Below are 16,999 nucleotides of genomic sequence, written 5' to 3'. Positions count from 1 at the left end.
CCTGTGGCGCGGGCGCCCTTAAATTTGTCGGGGCAGCGTACGTTCTAGCTTGGATAAAGCCTGCTTCATGGCTGACACAGGTAGGGCAATGAAGATTTCTCGACGATGGTTCATGGCAGGCCTGGCGCTGACCGGCGCTGCGGTGCCTGCGGCTTATTTTGGTCATCGTGAATGGACCAGACCGGACCCCACGATCACCCCCGGCGAGGCGTCGTTCGACGTGGCCGACATGGCCGGTCAGCGTTTGGCGAACAAATTGCGCGGGGTTTGGGATATCCGTTTCGAGGGCCGCGACGCGGGTGTCGAAGGGCTGCCGGCGAGCGGTCTGCAAGTGTTTCTCGACATCGGCCAGAAGGGGCGCGGTGTCTGCGGCTTTCTGGATACGCCCGAGCGTCTGCGCTCTGGCGAAACACCGCGTTACCGAATAATCGGTGATCTGGCCGAGGGCGACGCGGCGAAGTTGAGCTGGCGGCTGATCAGTGCCAACGGCCATATCGACTACGAACTGCAAATGATCCTTGACGAAGTCTGGGCCGACTTCGGCAACGCCGGCAGCGGCAGCCTCAGCGGTCGGGTGTCACGTCTGGATCGGCCGCTGGCTTTGCCGATGCAGGACAACCGCTTCATTGCCGTGAAACAGTTATTCCCCGAAGCGCGGCAGCGTACGCCGCTGAACCCGACGCTGCTGGCGTGGCTGATCTCCCCCGAACACCGGTTGTTTCACCAGGTCTGGCACGCCACGCGGGACAAGTGGCACACCCTGGCCGAAGACAAACGCAATGCGTTGCGCGGTCTCGGCTGGCAACCCGGCCCGCGCGGCAAGGAGCGCGATGCCCGTGGCGATCGCAAGGATCGTAACGGCTCGGGCGTCGACTTTTTCTTCATGCACCGGCATATGCTGGGCACGGCGCGTTCGATGCAGGATCTGCCGTCGTGGGAATACTTCCCGCTGCCGCAGCCCGAGCTGATCCGCGACCGGGTCGGTTTCGCCCGTTACTTCGACAACCACGACGGCACGGCACTGCCGCCGACGTGGCTGGCCGATGGCGACAACGAATACAGCCAGTGGGTCAGCGACCTGAAAACCGCCGAGACCTACGAAAGCAACTTTCAGGTATGGGAATCGCAATACCGCGATCCGGCTTATCTGGCCAAACTCACGCTGGGTCAGTTCGGTTCTGAAGTGGAGTTGGGGCTGCATGACTGGCTGCATATGCGCTGGGCCTCGGTGCCGCGTGATCCGTCCAACGGCCAGCCGGTGCCGTTTGCCCGTGATCCGGCGGATTTCGCCGCGCGCTGGTTTGCGGCGGAAAACGACTTCCTCGGCGATCCGTTTTCATCCCACGTCAACCCGGTGTTCTGGCATTTCCACGGCTGGATCGATGACCGCATCGAGGACTGGTTCCGCGCTCACGAGCGTTTCCATCCGGGCGAAGTAACGCGGCAAGTGGTCAACGGTGTGCAGTGGTTTGCGCCGGGACGCTGGAACGAGGTCGCGGATCCGTGGCTGGGGCCGACCACCCACGGTTGCAGCACCACGCCGGGGTTGCAGGTGGGCAAGTCCGTGGAAATGGACCCCGAGACCATGAAGCTGGCGTTGCGTATCACCTTCATCGGCGACGAGAAAAAACTCGCCGCACTGTTCCGCCGCGTGCCGCAACGGCCGTGGTATGCGCGTCATTTGAAAGCCAAGGTTTGAAGCAAAAGATCGCTGCGTGCGATCTTTTGTTTTTCAGCGCGTCTCCCAGCCCCCACCCAACGCTTTGTACAACGCAATGCTCGCTTGCATCCGCGCCAGTCGCAGTTGCACGTTGAGGTCTTGCGCGGCGTACAGCGTGCGCTGGGTCTCCAGCACGGTCAGCAGGTCTTCGGCGCCGGCCTGATAGCGGCTTTGCGAAAGGTTGAACGCAGTCTGTGCCTGATTCAACTCTTCGGTCTGCCATTGTCGCTGTTGATCCAGGCCCTGGATGCTGTTCAGGGCTTTTTCCACGTCGGCGAAGCCATTGATGATCGCGCCGCGATAGGTTTCCAACAGTTCTTCCTGGCGGGCGGTTGCCTTGTCGCGTTCTGCGGACAGGCGACCGTTATTGAAGATCGGTGCGATCAGCCCGGCGGTGAGGTTGTAGAACGGGCTACGCATCACATCGTCGAAGCGGTTGGCGCCGGAGCCCAGCTGCGCGCTCAGGGTGACCTTGGGCAGCATGGCGGCGCGGGCGACTTTGACGTCTGCCCGGGCGGCTGCCAGTTGCGCTTCGGCGCGGGCGATGTCCGGGCGTCGGGTCAGCAGGTCGCTGGGCAGCCCGGCAGCGATTTGTGGCCACTGCAGTTGGTCGAACGACTCGATGCTCGGTGGCAGCTCTTGCACCGGTCGCCCGAGCAGTGCCGCCAGACCGATTCGCGCGTCCTCGGCCTGTTGCTGCACCGTCGGCAGTTGCCGCTGTTGCGCGGCCACCAGACTTTTCTGCTGGGCCAGTTCCAGCGCGGTGGCCGAGCCGGCGTTGAAACGGGTCTGCACCAGTTGCAGAACACTCTGCGCGTTGGCCAGGTTCAGCGCGGCAATGCGGCTTTGTTCCTGCAATGACAACGCCTGGGTGTAGCGGTTGGCGACGTCGCTGAGCAGGGTCAATTCCACGGTGGCCTGATCGAACTCACTCGCGCGCAGGCCCTGGCGGGCGCTCTCGCGGGTGGCGGCCTGACCGCCCCAGAAGTCGATTTCATAACTCGCGCTGAGGTTGGCGTCGAAGTAGTCCACGGCCTTGTTGCTGCTGTCGGCATCCAGTTGGCTGTAGCCGTTGCCGCGCAGCAGTTTCTGGCGGTTGGCGTTCAGGCCTGCGGTTAGTTCCGGTAATTGCGAACCGCCCGCGATCACTGTGCTGGCGCGTGCCTGACGTACGCGGGCAATGGCGGCGGCCAGGTCGTGGCTGCCGCTTTGCGCCTGCCCGATCAGCAGGTTCAGATGCGGGCTGGCGAAATGCGTCCACCATTGCTGGTTGGTCTGCGCCACCGATTGCCCGGTCGGCGACTGCCACGCGGCGGGGGCGGTCACGCCGCTTTCCGGGCGTGGCGCGGGGCTGCCGCAGGCGCTCAGCATCAGGCAAAGGGTCAACAGGCTCAGTTGCGGTTTCATAGATCGATCATTCACTGGTGAGGGCCGTGACCGGGTCGAGCCGGGCAGCTTTGCGAGCGGGCATGAAGCCGAAAACGACCCCGGTGATCAGTGCGCAGGCGAAGGCGCCGGCGATGGCCACCAGGGAAAATGCGACAGCGACTTCGCTGAGTATCAACACACCGCCCACGAGCAGCGCCAGGCCGATGCCGGCAATGCCGCCGACCACCGAGAGCATCACCGCCTCGGTCAGGAACTGACGCAGGATGTCGCGCTGACGGGCGCCGGTGGCCATGCGGATACCGATTTCGCGAGTGCGTTCGCGCACGGTCATGAGCATGATGTTCATCACGCCGATGCCGCCGACCAGCAGCGAAATCGCGGCAATCGAACCGAGCATCAGTGACAGGGTGTTTTGCGTGCGAGCTTCGGCCTGAATCATCGCGGCATTGTTGGTCAGCTCGAAATCCTTCTTGCCGTTGTGCAACTGCAACATCAATTGCTCGATGGCCATTTCGGTTTCATGGACCTTGCGCGCATCGGCGGCAGCGATCACTACGTACTCGGGGTTGTGCGTGCCGAACAGTCGAACGCTGGCAGCGGAGTAGGGGATGGCGATGCGATTGTCGCTGTCCTGGTCGCCGGAGCTGGCGCCTTTGCCGGCCAGTACGCCGACCACCTGGAACGGTACGTTCTCGATCAGGATGTATTGACCGATGGGATTGCTCACGTCCTTGAGCAACTTGTCGCGGACCTTCTTGCCGATTACCGCCACGGCTGCACCGTTGCGCTCGTCGGCCTCGGTGAAGTAGCTGCCCTCGACCACCGGCCAGTTGAAGATCTCGGGGAAATTGGTGTCGTTGCCGCCGATGTAGCTCATATGGTCGAGGTTGCCGAAGCGCACCCCGGCTTCGGCGCCGTTGACCGGCATGATGCGAGTGATCTGCGGCAGGCTGGCCAGTGCGGCGACTTCATCGAGGGTAACGATGCCTGGTGGCGTGCGCGGGTTCGGCGCGGCGCCGCTGAGGTAAATGATGTTGGAGCCGAAGGCGCCCATCTGCGCCATGACCTGGCGTTTGCTGCCTTCACCGACGGCGAGCATGACCACCACCGATGCGACGCCGATGATGATCCCCAGCAGCGTCAGCGCGGTACGGAAGCGGTTGATCCACATGACGCGCCACGCCGCCTGCACCGCATCGACCAGTTCGCCTTTCCAGGCACCGCTCGCTTCGCTGCCCTCGCTCAGGCGTTTGCGCAGATCCACGGCCTGCAAGGCGCCGGGGTTGGTGCTGGCCTGCACGGTGGGATCTTCCTTGGCGCTGTCGCGGATGATCAGGCCGTCGCTGATTTCAATGATGCGCTTGGCGCGCGCCGCCACTTCACGGTCATGGGTGATGAGGATGACCACATGACCCTGGCTCGCCAGCTCGTCGAGCAGTGCCATGACTTCCTTGCCGCTGTGGCTGTCGAGGGCGCCGGTCGGTTCGTCCGCCAGAATGATATGGCCGCCGTTCATCAAGGCGCGGGCAATCGACACCCGTTGTTGCTGGCCGCCGGAGAGTTGATGGGGGCGGTTGCCGGTGCGCGAGGCCAGACCGAGGCGCTCAAGCAGGGCGGCGGCCCGTGCATGGCGCTCGGCAGCCGGAATGCCGGCATAGATGGCCGGCATCTCGACGTTTTCCTGGGCGGAGCCCGACGGAATCAGGTGGTAACCCTGAAACACGAAACCGAAAGCCTCGCGACGCAGCCAGGCCAGTTCATCGGTGTCCAGGCCGGCGACGTTCTCACCGGCAAAACGGTATTCGCCGGATGTGGGCCGGTCGAGGCAACCGAGGATGTTCATCAGCGTCGATTTGCCGGAGCCGGATGCACCGACGATCGCCACGAACTCGCCGGCATGGATCGACAGATCGATGCCACGCAACACGTGAACTTCGGGCGTGTCGCCGCCGCCGTAGGATTTGCGGATGTCCTGCAGGTCGATCAGGGGCGTTTGCATTCAGCCTCCGCTGCCGTCGGCCGGGCCGATCAACAGATGATCGCCTTCGCTGAGACCGTCGAGAATCTGCACCTTCAAACGGTCGCTGATGCCGGTACGCACGGTGCGTTGCTCAATGTCGCCGTTCTGCGCCACGACCCGGGCAACCTGACTGTCGGGTTTGGCGCTGCCGTGCAGGGCGGCAACCGGTGCGGTGAGGACGTTTTTTGCCTCGTTGGAGACGAAGAACACTTGTGTGGTCATTTCCGCCATCAGCGCGTTGTCGGCGTTATCGACATCCAGCAATACGGTGTACAGCACCACACGACCGGCACCGCTTTTGCTGGTGCTGGTCGGGCTGCCACCGCCCTGGCTGGTCTGGTCCAGCGGTTTGGGCGGCACCGGCAGGATCTGCCGCACGGTGCTGCTCCAGCGCCGGTTGCCGCCACTGAGGGTGGTGAAATAAGCGCTCATGCCCGGTTTGACGTGGCCGATGTCGGCTTCGGAGACTTCAGCCCAGACCGTCATTGGCGACAGCTTGGCGATCCGCAGGATCAGCGGTGTCTGTTGCTGGGCGTTGAGTGTCTGGCCTTCGCGAGCGTCCAGTGCGACCACGGTACCGGCCATCGGTGCGTAGATCCGGGTGTAACCGAGCTCGGCCTGATCGCTGCGCAGGCTCGCCTGTGCCTGACGGATCTGCGCCTGGAACATGTCGATGCGCGCCTGCGTGGCTTTCAGTTCGGCGCGGGCGGTTTGCACGTCTTCTTCACGGGTGGCGCCGCCGGCAGCCAGGTTCTGCTGGCGCTGATACTTCTGACGCGCCAGTTCATGTTGGGCCTGTTGTTCCTGCAACTGCGCCTTCAGGTTCTCGATGGAAAACTGGCTGGCGTCGAGTTTGGCCTTTTGCGTGGCCGGGTCGATCTCTACCAGCAACTGACCCTCCTTGACCACGTCGCCGACTTCCACGTGGATCTTGCGAATCTGCCCCGACGCCTGGGCGCCGACATCTACATACCGGCGAGGCTGGAGGGTGCCGAGTGCGGTCACGCTGCTTTCTATATCGCCGCGAGAGACCTGCACGGTGGTGAATTTGTCCCGACCGGGCGGCAACACCTGCCAGGCGGCAATAGCAATGACGGGGATAAGGCAAAGGGCGATGAGCAGGGCGCGTCGGGCGGGGCGGGGACGTTTCATGCAGGGTTCCGGCCAGTGGAAATAGGCCCGTCGTTCAGCAGGCACCGCGAGCGGGCCACGGTCGAACGCTGTCGCAGGACGCGACAGATACGGGGGCTGTCCTTTAAACGAGAGACGGGGTGGGGAATTTAAGCGCTGAAAAACGCGGTAACAGGTATAGCTGGCAACAATTTGTCGGGCAAATGGAAACAGCACTTTAAATCTATATGAGAATTACTATAAATTACGCACCTGAAATTGCCACTACCGTGCCACTGCCTTTTTCGACAGTCGCGGATCTGGCTCAAGGATCGAAACCGCACGCTGCGGCGGGGAATCATGTTGGAAAACTACTATCGCGAGTTGGTGTGTTTCCTGAACGCCAGGCTCGGCAACCGTCAGGTGGCCGAAGACGTGGTGCATGACGCTTATCTGCGGGTGCTGGAGCGGTCCAGCGAAACGCCGATCGAGCAGCCTCGGGCATTTCTCTATCGCACCGCACTCAATCTGGTGATCGACGACCATCGACGCAATGCCCTGCGTCAGGTCGAATCGCTGGAAGTGCTCGACAGCGAAGAGCGCTATTTCACTCCATCCCCCCACAACACCTTCGATCACGGCCAGCGACTGGAGATGCTCCAGCGCGCCCTCGCTGAACTTTCGCCGCTGTGCCGCGAAAGTTTTCTGCTACGCAAGATCGAAGGCCTGTCGCACCCCGAAATCGCCCAGCACCTCGGCATTTCCAAGGCCCTGGTGGAAAAACACATCGTCAACGCCATGAAGCATTGCCGCCTGCGCATCAAGCAATGGGACGCCCATTGAGCCGTCGTCGTTAAATTTTATTTCACTGTCCTCGTTCCTACTCAACAGACGATCTGCTGTCCTGCTCAAGGCCGGTCAGGTCACTCAGGCTTTTCGTCCAGAGGACACTGGAAATGACACAGGCAATTGCATCGCCCATCGTTCACGACCTGATCGGCGTCGGTTTCGGCCCTTCGAACCTGGCGCTGGCCATCGCTCTGCAAGAGCGCGGCCCGACCCAGGGCGAACTGGATGTGCTGTTTCTCGACAAACAACCGACCTACAGCTGGCACGGCAATACGCTTTCGACCCAGAGCGAGTTGCAGATTTCCTTCCTCAAGGATCTGGTGACCCTGCGCAATCCGACCAGCCCGTACTCGTTCGTCAACTACCTCAAGCACCACGGCCGTCTGGTGGACTTCATCAACCTCGGCACCTTCTACCCGTGCCGCATGGAGTACAACGACTACCTGCGCTGGGTGGCTGGGCAGTTCACCGAGCAGAGCCGCTACGGCGAAGAAGTGCTGACCATCGAGCCGGTGCTGCACAACCATCAGGTTGAAGCGCTGCGGGTGATCTCGCGAGGCACCGACGGCCAGCAGTTCGTACGCACCGCGCGTTCGGTGGTGGTCAGCGCCGGCGGTACGCCGCGCATTCCCGAGGCGTTCAAGGCGCTGAAGGGGGATGGCCGAGTGTTCCATCACTCGCAGTACCTGGCGGAAATGGCCAAACAGCCGTGCGTGAACAACCAGCCGATGAGCATCGCAATCATCGGTGGCGGCCAGAGCGCGGCGGAAGCCTTTATCGATCTGAACGATTCGTTCCCGTCGGTGCAGGTCGACATGATCCTGCGCGGCTCGGCGCTGAAGCCGGCGGACGACAGCCCGTTCGTCAACGAAGTGTTCTCGCCGGAGTTCACCGACCTGATCTTCCAGCAGAACAGCAGCGAGCGTGAGCGTCTGGTCAACGAGTATCACAACACCAACTACTCGGTGGTCGACATCGACCTGATCGAGCGTATCTACGGCATCTTCTATCGCCAGAAAGTCTCGGGCGTGGCGCGTCACGCGTTCCGCACCCTGACCACGGTCGAGAAAGCCACTGCCACCGAACATGGCATTGAACTGACCGTGCGCAACAATGCCACCGGCGAAGTCACCGTACGTGCCTACGATGCGGTCGTGCTGGCCACCGGTTACGAGCGTCAGATGCACCGCAAACTGCTGGCGCCGCTGGAGGAGTACCTGGGCGATTTCGAGGTCGACCGCAATTACCGCCTGATCACCGACGAGCGCTGCAAGGCCGGTCTGTACATGCAGGGCTTCTGCCAGGCCAGCCATGGTCTGAGCGATACGCTGCTGTCGATCCTGCCGATCCGCGCGGACGAGATCGCCGGCTCGCTGTATGAGCATGGCAAGAACCGCGGGCACAGCCGTTCGGTGATGGATCTGTTGCTGGCGACTGCCAGCTAAGCATCCTTTCAGCCTGATCGTTCCCACACAGTGGGAACGATCCTCAGGCCAATCCTGAACCCTTCCTGAACACCCGCCACATTCCCCGACACACTTCCTTTTGCGGGTTTACTCTCCAGACATCGGGGCGTAAGCTTCGCGCGTTTTCATCAATAGCGGAGACCCACAGTGGGTACTTGTTCGAGTGACAGTTGTCGGCCGGTCCTTGTAACCGGCAGATTCTCGGCAAGATAACGCGCATTCCTTTGTGCCGTTGTCTCGCCGAACAGCGAGCAGCGGCATCCCGATCATGACCGGTCCCGGTCATGTACCGACGTCCTTCTCATCGACACTGAAAAGCCTGTGAAGTCGACTTCATCGTCGTCATTGCAGCCCTATCGACACGCCTGTCTTTTCTGACCGGCGCGCCACGCCTTGCCGTGCCGGTTTTCCGGTGCCCGAGACGAGGACGTACCTGCTCGACGGTTTCCCGGCTGACCATAGGGGCAACAGCCATGAAACTTACGCTCAAGGAATTTTTCGCAGGCTTCCTGCGGACCCGCCACATCGCCCGGCATTTCCGTCGCCTGGCCTTGCTGGAAACCCTCAGCGACACCACGGTCAGCCGTGAAGTGCCGCCGACTCTCGCCAATACACTGGTGGACGCCGCCCATTGCGACAGCGGCGTGCTGCTGTCGAACCTCGGCACCCACACCGATGGCCTGACCGATTTCGAAGTCGATGTGCTGCGCGCGCAGCACGGCCTCAACGAAGTCGAGCACGAGCAACCGCTGCCGTGGTGGACCCACCTGTGGCACTGCTACAAGAACCCGTTCAACCTGCTGCTGACCCTGTTGGCGGTAATCTCGTGGCTGACCGAAGACCTCAAGGCCGCCATCGTGATTTTCTCGATGGTGGTGCTGTCGACGTTGCTGCGCTTCTGGCAGGAAAGCAAATCCAACCAGGCCGCCGACGCGCTCAAGGCGATGGTCAGCAACACCGCCACCGTGCTGCGCCGGGATGCGCCGCGCGCTGAACTGCCGATCAAGCAACTGGTGCCAGGCGATCTGATCGTGCTGTCGGCCGGCGACATGATTCCCGCCGATTGCCGGGTGCTCAGCGCCAAGGATCTGTTCGTCAGCCAGGCGGCGATGACCGGCGAATCGATGCCGGTGGAAAAATTCCCGCGTCAGGCCGATCGTGACACGCGCAATCCGCTGGAGCTCGACAACATCCTGTTCATGGGCACCAACGTGGTGTCCGGCACGGCGGTGGCGGTGATTCTCACCACCGGCAACAGCACCTATTTCGGTGCGCTGGCGCAGCGGGTCGGGGCGACGGATCGCGCGGTAACTTCGTTCCAGCAAGGGGTGAACAAAGTCAGCTGGCTGTTGATCCGTTTCATGTTCGTCATGGCGCCGCTGGTGTTGTTCATCAACGGTTTCACCAAGGGCGACTGGACCGAAGCGCTGCTGTTCGCGCTGTCGATCGCCGTGGGCCTTACCCCGGAAATGCTGCCGATGATCGTCACCTCGACGCTGGCCAAGGGCGCGGTGTTCCTGTCGCGCAAGAAAGTCATCGTCAAACGCCTGGATGCGATCCAGAACTTCGGCGCCATGGACGTGCTGTGCACCGACAAGACCGGCACCCTGACCCAGGACAGGATCTTCCTGGCACGCAACGTCGATGTCTGGGGCGAAGACTCCGATGACGTGCTGGAAATGGCTTACCTCAACAGCTACTACCAGACCGGCCTGAAAAACCTGCTCGACGTGGCGGTCCTGGAACACGTGGAAATCCACCGCGAGCTGAAGGTCGGCACGGCGTTTCGCAAGGTCGACGAGATCCCGTTCGACTTCAACCGCCGGCGCATGTCGGTGGTGGTCGAAGGGCGCGGTCAGCCGCATCAACTGATCTGCAAAGGCGCGGTGGAAGAGGTTCTGTCGGTGTGCAGCCGGGTTCGTCACGGTGAAGTCGACGAAGCCTTGAGCGATGAATTGCTGGCGAAAATTCGTCAGGTCACCGCAGCATTCAACGCTGAAGGCTTGCGTGTGGTAGCAGTGGCAGCACGGTCGATGCCTGAAGGTCGCGACACTTACAGCCTGGGCGACGAGCAGGAACTGACGCTGATCGGTTACGTGGCGTTTCTCGATCCGCCGAAGGAAAGCACCGCCCCGGCACTCAAGGCCCTGGCCGAGCACGGCGTGGCCGTGAAAGTGCTGACCGGCGACAACGAGCTGGTGACCGCCAAGATCTGCCGCGAAGTGGGCCTGGCCCAGCAAGGCCTGCTGATGGGCAACGACATCGAACGCATGAGCGACGCGGAACTGGCAGTGGCCGTGGAAACCACCAATGTGTTCGCCAAGCTGACGCCGTCGCACAAGGAGCGCATCGTGCGCATCCTCAAGGGCAACGGCCACGTGGTCGGGTTCATGGGCGACGGCATCAACGACGCCCCGGCCCTGCGCACCGCCGACATCGGGATTTCCGTGGACAGCGCGGTGGATATCGCCAAGGAAGCGGCCGACATCATCCTGCTGGAAAAGAGCCTGATGGTGCTGGAGGAGGGCGTGCTGGAAGGGCGGCGGACCTTCGCCAACATGCTCAAGTACATCAAGATGACTGCCAGCTCGAACTTCGGCAACGTGTTCTCGGTGCTGGTGGCCAGCGCGTTCATTCCGTTCCTGCCGATGCTGCCGATGCACCTGCTGGTGCAGAACCTGCTGTATGACATTTCGCAGATCGCGATCCCGTTCGACAACGTCGACGACGAGATGCTGAAACAGCCGCAACGCTGGCAGCCAGGGGACGTCGGGCGCTTCATGCTGTTCTTCGGCCCGATCAGTTCGATCTTCGACATCACAACGTTCGCCTTGATGTGGTACGTGTTCGATGCCAACACCCCGGATCACCAGACCCTGTTCCAGTCCGGCTGGTTCGTGGTCGGGCTGCTGACCCAGACGCTGATCGTGCACATGATCCGCACGCCGAAGATTCCGTTCCTGCAAAGCCGCGCGGCCATGCCGTTGCTGGTGATGACCGGGATCATCATGGCCGTGGGCATCTTCCTGCCGATGGGGCCGCTGGCGCACTACTTCAAACTGCAGGCGCTGCCGTCGATGTACTTCGTGTTCCTGCCGGTGATCCTGCTGGCGTACATGGCGCTGACTCAAGCCGTTAAAGGCTTCTACATCCGCCGGTTCGGCTGGCAGTAACAGGCAAGATTCCCCCCTTGTGGGAGCAAGGGGGGCGGTTTCAAGGAGTTCGACATGCAAGCGATCAACAATCTCAACCTCAGCTCATTGCTCGACACGCTGGTCAGCCTCAGCGCGGCGTTCATCCTCGGCGGCCTGATCGGCTTCGAGCGCCAGTACCGGCAACGCACGGCGGGCTTGCGCACCAATGTGCTGGTGGCGGTCGGCGCGGCGATTTTCGTCGACATGGCCAACCGTCTCGCCGGTGCCGAAGGCGCGGTCCGGGTGGTCGCGTATGTGGTCTCCGGCATCGGCTTTCTCGGTGCCGGGGTGATCATGCGCGAAGAGGGCAACGTGCGCGGCCTCAACACCGCCGCCACGCTCTGGACCTCGGCAGCCGTCGGTGCCTGTGCCGGTGCCGACCTGCTGGCCGAAGCGGTGCTGGGCACCTTGTTCGTGCTCGCCGCCAATACCTTGCTGCGGCCGATCGTCAACAACATCAACCGTCAGCCGCTCGATGTGGTCTCGGCGGAAGTCACCAACATCGTCTATGTCATTGCCCGGCGCTCGCAGCAAACGGCCGTGTTCGCCCTGCTTGAAGCGGAGCTTGAACGCAGCAACTACCCGGCCAGTGATGTCGATGTGCACGCCTTCGGTGCCGACGAAATCGAGATCGAAGCCACGCTCGCAACCACGTCGGTGGACGGCGATGAACTGGACGCACTGGTGAAGCGGATTTCCACTTCAAGCCTGGTGGTGCAGGCGTTCTGGAGTCCGAGCACCACGGAATAGCTTTTTCAATCCGGATGAGTGACGGTGTTTTTCGGAAAAGTCCTACAGAGCGCATCCCGATGCTTGGGTAGTCTTGCCGCCACTTGAAGCGACTACCCGGACTTCCACGTTGACCGACAAAACCCTGCGCATCCTGATCGCCGACCTGCAGCATTTTCACCGGATGAAGATCGAGCGGCTGTTCAATGGTCTCGATTACTACCGCATTGCACCGGTACAGAGCCTTGCCGAACTGCTGACGCTGGTCGATTACGGCTGTCAGCCGTTCGATGTCCTGGTGATTAATGCCGAGCTGGCGACCGGGATCGCGGATCTGCGTGGTTTTCTGTTTGATCACCCACTCGTCCGAAGGGCGCTGGTCTATGGTGAATCGGCGGACTCTTCAGGTGTTTCCAGGCGATTTGGGGCAAAGATCATCACTAGCCCTGAAGCATTGCCTTCCATCCGCGCCATCGAACAGTTGATGAACTCGGTCGAGGGTTCGTCTGGGCGCTCTTCGCGTGTTCGATCACAGATCGGCCGAACGCACAACTGTCAGATCTGACAGGTGATTCAGGGTGCATACCGTGCAACAGTTGTAGCGCAGCTACCAATAGTCCCGTTCAAGCCAGATCGGTGGCGTCGTGTCATGTATTCGCCCCGGGAGTGATCATGGGTTCAGCATTGATCGTTGATGATCATCCAGTGGTGGTGGGTGCCCTACGCCTGGTTCTGGAGTCTGCGGGTTACACACCGATCCATGTGACTGGCAGAGGTGTCGATGTGGTGCCGATGCTGCGTGAGCACGCGCCGAAACTGGTAGTGCTCGACCTGAAACTCGATGGCTTCGGCGGCCTGGAGGTGTTAGCCCGCATCAGAGCCGTCGGGCTGGTCTGCAATGTGGTGATTTTCACCTCGGCCGACCCTGAACACTATCTGATGCGCTGTCGACGTGCAGGGGCGATGGCTTTTGTCGCCAAATCCGCCTCGATGCAGCATTTGCAAAATGCAATCAAAGCCGTCCGTTCGGGTTATACCTACTTCCCCGAAATGCCTGTGGTCAATACCGGGCAATCCGAAGCACATCGCGATGAACGAGAGTTGATTGCACTTCTGTCCACTCGCGAAATGGAGATCATGCTGAAGCTGGCCAGAGGCGAGTCCAACAAGCACATTGCGCTTGCGATGAACCTTAGCCACAAAACCATCAGCACCTACAAGACCCGCCTGATGCTGAAGCTCGGGGTAAGCTCACTGGTGGTGTTGCGAGAGTTTGTCAAACGCAACGGTCTGCTTCCATAGGCTGCCCATGATATGGCCTCTGCGGTTCGTTCTTCTGTCGATACTGATGCTTGCAAGCACAGTGCACGCGACCGAGGCACAACGGCTGGAAATCGTCTCCCGCACCCGCCTTGAGGGTGTGCAGATTCAACTGGATGAGCAGGATCGACAGTGGCTCCGTGCGCACCCGGTATTGCGCATCGGTGCCTCCTGGCCGGACTACCCGCCCTTTGAACTGACCCGCAAGCGCCATGAGCTGGAAGGCCTCACGGCCGATTACGCTGATGCGATTGCGCAGATTTTGAACATCGACGTCGAAGTCTGGTGTCATGCCAACCGCGCAAGCGCCATGGCCGCGCTCAAGGCCGGTGAGGTAGACCTGCTGGGCACGTCGAACAACTTCGAGATCGCTGATCCCGAACTGATGCTGTCGCGCGCCTACGCCGAGGATCAGCCGATGTGGGTGACCCGGCTCAATGAGGCGTTACCGGATGATCTCGCCGGCAAGCGCATCGCCATGGTGGACGATTACCTGCCAGCCTCGACCATCGAAGAGGCTTACCCGAAAGCTTCCCTGCAGCGCTATCGATCGATCCTCGATGCCCTCGGCGCCGTGGCGTTCGGCCGGGATGATCTGTACCTCGGTGACTTCATCAGCGCCAGCTACCTGATCAACACCCATTTTCAAAACGACCTGCAACTGGCCGGGCCCTCGGGCCTCGACGCCAACCCGTTCGGCTTTGCTCTGGCTCGCAGCAACATCCGCTTGAAACGTCTGGTCGACAAGGCCCTGCTGGCCATTCCCATGGAGCAGCGCCTGGCCATGGAACTGCGCTGGAGCGCCGGTCGAGCCGACATAGCGGCGCAGTCGCGGGTGAGCCTGAGTGACAGCGAGCAACAATGGCTGGATCAGCACCCGGTGGTGCGGGTCGGCGCTGTCGATGATTTTGCACCGCTGACATTCTTTGACACCGATGGCCGCTTCAGTGGTCTGGTCGCACAATTGCTCAACCTGATCAGTCAGCGCAGTGGCCTGACATTCGAGGTGGTGCGCGGTCAATCTCTGGATCGTCAGGTCGAGCAACTCAGAAACGGTGAGCTGGACCTGTTGCCGGTGATGACACCGAGCCGCGAGCGCGAAACGCAAATGTTGTTCACTCGCTCGTACGCCAACAGTCCCTTTGTCTTGATCACCGAGTCGAAGGCACAGGCACCGCGCAGTCTCGAAGAGATGGCGGGTAAACGTCTGGCGCTCTATCGCGGCAATCCGCTGCGTGATTACCTGCTGGAACACGTGCCGCAGATCAACCTGATCGAATTGCCGAGCCCGGCGGACGGTACGCGGGCGCTGTTTGATGGTCGGGCCGATGCGACATTGAGCTCGTTGCTGGTGGCGCGTTATCAGATCGATCACCAGTACCGTGAGCGCTTGCGCATAGCCTCTACGCTGGGGGATCAACCGGCCCGGATCGCCATGGCCACGGCGCCCGATGCCCCGCAGCTGCAGTCGATTCTGAACAAGGCGCTGCTGGGCATTGCACCTCAGGAAATCGACGGTCTGGTCGCGAGATGGAGTCGGAACGTGGTGCTGCAGGACAGCTATTGGCAGCGCCATCGAGAGCAAATATTGCGCGGGTTTGCCGTAGCCGCCGGTCTGCTGTTGCTGGCATTGGGCTGGATCGCCTTTCAGCGTCGGCAGATCCGCCAGCGCCAGCAATGGCTTCAGCAGTTGCAGGAAGCCAAGGACGCAGCCGACGAAGCCAATCGCGCCAAGAGCACGTTTCTGGCGACCATGAGTCATGAAATCCGCACACCGATGAACGCGCTGATCGGCATGCTCGAACTCGCCCTCAAGCGTGCCGATGAAGGCGTGACCGATCGCCAGGCGATCGAAGTGGCGTCCAGCGCCGGGCAGCAGTTGCTGGCATTGATCGGCGATATTCTCGACATCGCCCGCATCGAGTCCGGGCATCTGTCGCTGGCCCCCAAGCGCGCCAATCTACGTGAGGTGGTGGCGTCGGTGTGTCGGATTTTCGAAGGCCTGGCCCGGCAGAAGCAATTGTTGTGGCATGTCGAACTGGATGAGCGCAGCGACGTCGAGGTGATGCTCGATCCCCTGCGTTTCAAACAAGTGGTCTCGAATCTGTTGAGCAATGCAATCAAATTCACCGAAGCCGGGGAAGTGAGCCTGTGTTTGCGCGTGTTCGGCGAGCACGGCGGGTTGATTGAAGTGGGTGTGGCCATTGAAGACAGTGGCCGTGGGATCAGCGCCGAGGATCAGCAGCGGTTGTTCAGCCCGTTTGTACAGGTCGGCGATCATCGGTCTGTGGCGCACGGCGGCTCCGGCCTGGGGCTGGTGATCAGCCGCAACCTGTGCCGGTTGATGGGCGGCGATTTGTGGATGAACAGCGAGTTGAACCGCGGCACTCAGGTCATGCTGCGACTGGAGCTGCCGGTGCTGGCGCCGCGGGTGCAGAAGGAAGAAGCGGCACCTGCGGTAGCAATGACAAATTCACTGGCCGTGCTGGTGGTGGACGACCATCCGGTCAATCGCCTGCTGTTGTGCCGGCAGTTGAGTGAACTCGGCCATCGCCCCGTTGACACCGATGGCGGTGAGCGCGCGCTGGCACTGTGGCGCGGGCAATCGTTCGATGCTTTGATCACTGATATCAACATGCAGGGGCTCAACGGTTATGAACTGACGCGCGCGGTGCGTCAGGAAGAAGCCGCGACGGGCAGGGCGCCCTGCCTGATTCTCGGATTTACCGCCAATGCGCAAATCGAAGAAAGGCAGCGCTGCCGGGCGGCCGGAATGAACGATTGCCTGTTCAAGCCGGTGCTGCTGCGCGAGCTGAGTCAGGCGCTGATGGCCGCCGGAGCAGAGACGCAGGTCGAGAGCCTGGACGAGTCGGCGGTGTCCGAGTTCGATCTGAGTGCGCTGTTGCAACTGGCAGGCGCGGACAACCCGCTGATCGAACAATTGCGTGAGGAGGTGCGTAACAGCCTGCGCATCGACCTGCAGCGTCTGGAAGCATCAGGTCTTGATCGTGATGTCTTGCGTGATCTGGCGCATCACGTCACGGGCGGGGCGCACATGATTGGTGCCGAGCGCGTGGTCTCGGCGTGTCGGGTGCTCGAGCAGGCTTGCCGTGACGATCAGCCCGCAGCGGCATTGACGGCCGCCATCGATTCGCTGCGCGTGGCCATGCACGACCTCGCGCAGCAGCTTCAGGCCTGATCG

Annotated in this window: 11 protein-coding genes; 8 read left to right on the top strand and 3 right to left on the bottom strand. The window is 61.6% G+C overall.

Features of this window, described 5'->3' with window-relative positions; all coding sequences use genetic code 11:
* Positions 1-88 precede the first annotated feature (88 nt).
* Entirely contained in the window at positions 89-1,699 is a 1,611-nt protein-coding gene (gene pvdP, locus JKA62_RS10470) for a pyoverdine maturation tyrosinase PvdP (protein ID WP_201817722.1), read from the top strand.
* Positions 1,700-1,732: 33 nt separating this feature from the next.
* On the opposite strand, the gene JKA62_RS10465 is transcribed toward pvdP, so the two are convergent.
* From JKA62_RS10465 to JKA62_RS10455, 3 genes are read right to left on the bottom strand one after another with little or no spacing between them, the layout of a single operon-like run.
* A complete protein-coding gene (locus JKA62_RS10465; protein WP_201817719.1) occupies positions 1,733-3,127 on the bottom strand; it encodes an efflux transporter outer membrane subunit in 1,395 nt (464 codons plus the stop codon).
* A 7-nt stretch (positions 3,128-3,134) separates the two neighbouring features.
* A complete protein-coding gene (locus tag JKA62_RS10460) occupies positions 3,135-5,108 on the bottom strand; it encodes a MacB family efflux pump subunit (RefSeq protein ID WP_011333320.1) in 1,974 nt (657 codons plus the stop codon).
* Positions 5,109-6,281, bottom strand: coding sequence for an efflux RND transporter periplasmic adaptor subunit (locus tag JKA62_RS10455; protein ID WP_201817716.1), 1,173 nt, complete (start codon positions 6,279-6,281; stop codon positions 5,109-5,111).
* 318 nt (positions 6,282-6,599) lie between these two features.
* Between JKA62_RS10455 and JKA62_RS10450 the strand changes: the two genes are divergently transcribed.
* The 7 genes from JKA62_RS10450 (at position 6,600) to JKA62_RS10420 (ending at position 16,996) form a co-directional block, all read left to right on the top strand.
* On the top strand, positions 6,600-7,082 hold the full coding sequence (locus tag JKA62_RS10450; RefSeq protein ID WP_011333322.1) for a sigma-70 family RNA polymerase sigma factor: 483 nt from the start codon (positions 6,600-6,602) through the stop codon (positions 7,080-7,082).
* A gap of 113 nt (positions 7,083-7,195) precedes the next feature.
* On the top strand, positions 7,196-8,533 hold the full coding sequence (locus JKA62_RS10445; RefSeq protein WP_201817714.1) for a lysine N(6)-hydroxylase/L-ornithine N(5)-oxygenase family protein: 1,338 nt from the start codon (positions 7,196-7,198) through the stop codon (positions 8,531-8,533).
* 494 nt (positions 8,534-9,027) lie between these two features.
* Positions 9,028-11,727 (top strand): magnesium-translocating P-type ATPase, encoded by a 2,700-nt coding sequence (gene mgtA / locus JKA62_RS10440; protein ID WP_011333324.1) that lies wholly within the window; start codon positions 9,028-9,030, stop codon positions 11,725-11,727.
* Between the two features lie 54 nt (positions 11,728-11,781).
* The gene (locus JKA62_RS10435) at positions 11,782-12,498 is read left to right on the top strand and encodes an MgtC/SapB family protein (RefSeq protein WP_011333325.1); all 717 of its coding nucleotides are present in this window, start codon (positions 11,782-11,784) and stop codon (positions 12,496-12,498) included.
* Positions 12,499-12,607: 109 nt separating this feature from the next.
* The gene (locus JKA62_RS10430) at positions 12,608-13,042 is read left to right on the top strand and encodes a hypothetical protein (RefSeq protein WP_041475191.1); all 435 of its coding nucleotides are present in this window, start codon (positions 12,608-12,610) and stop codon (positions 13,040-13,042) included.
* A gap of 107 nt (positions 13,043-13,149) precedes the next feature.
* A complete protein-coding gene (locus JKA62_RS10425) occupies positions 13,150-13,779 on the top strand; it encodes a response regulator transcription factor (protein ID WP_011333327.1) in 630 nt (209 codons plus the stop codon).
* A 7-nt stretch (positions 13,780-13,786) separates the two neighbouring features.
* Positions 13,787-16,996 carry an ATP-binding protein gene (locus tag JKA62_RS10420; RefSeq protein ID WP_201817710.1) on the top strand — a complete coding sequence of 1,070 codons (3,210 nt, stop codon included), beginning with the start codon at positions 13,787-13,789 and terminating at the stop codon, positions 16,994-16,996.
* Positions 16,997-16,999 lie beyond the last annotated feature (3 nt).

Origin of the sequence: Pseudomonas sp. B7 (genome assembly GCF_016735645.1) — a bacterium.
GTDB classification, from domain to species: domain Bacteria; phylum Pseudomonadota; class Gammaproteobacteria; order Pseudomonadales; family Pseudomonadaceae; genus Aquipseudomonas; species Aquipseudomonas glycinae.
The sequence above is the reverse complement of the archived record's forward strand: the minus strand, read 5'-3'. Positions and strand labels throughout refer to the sequence as shown.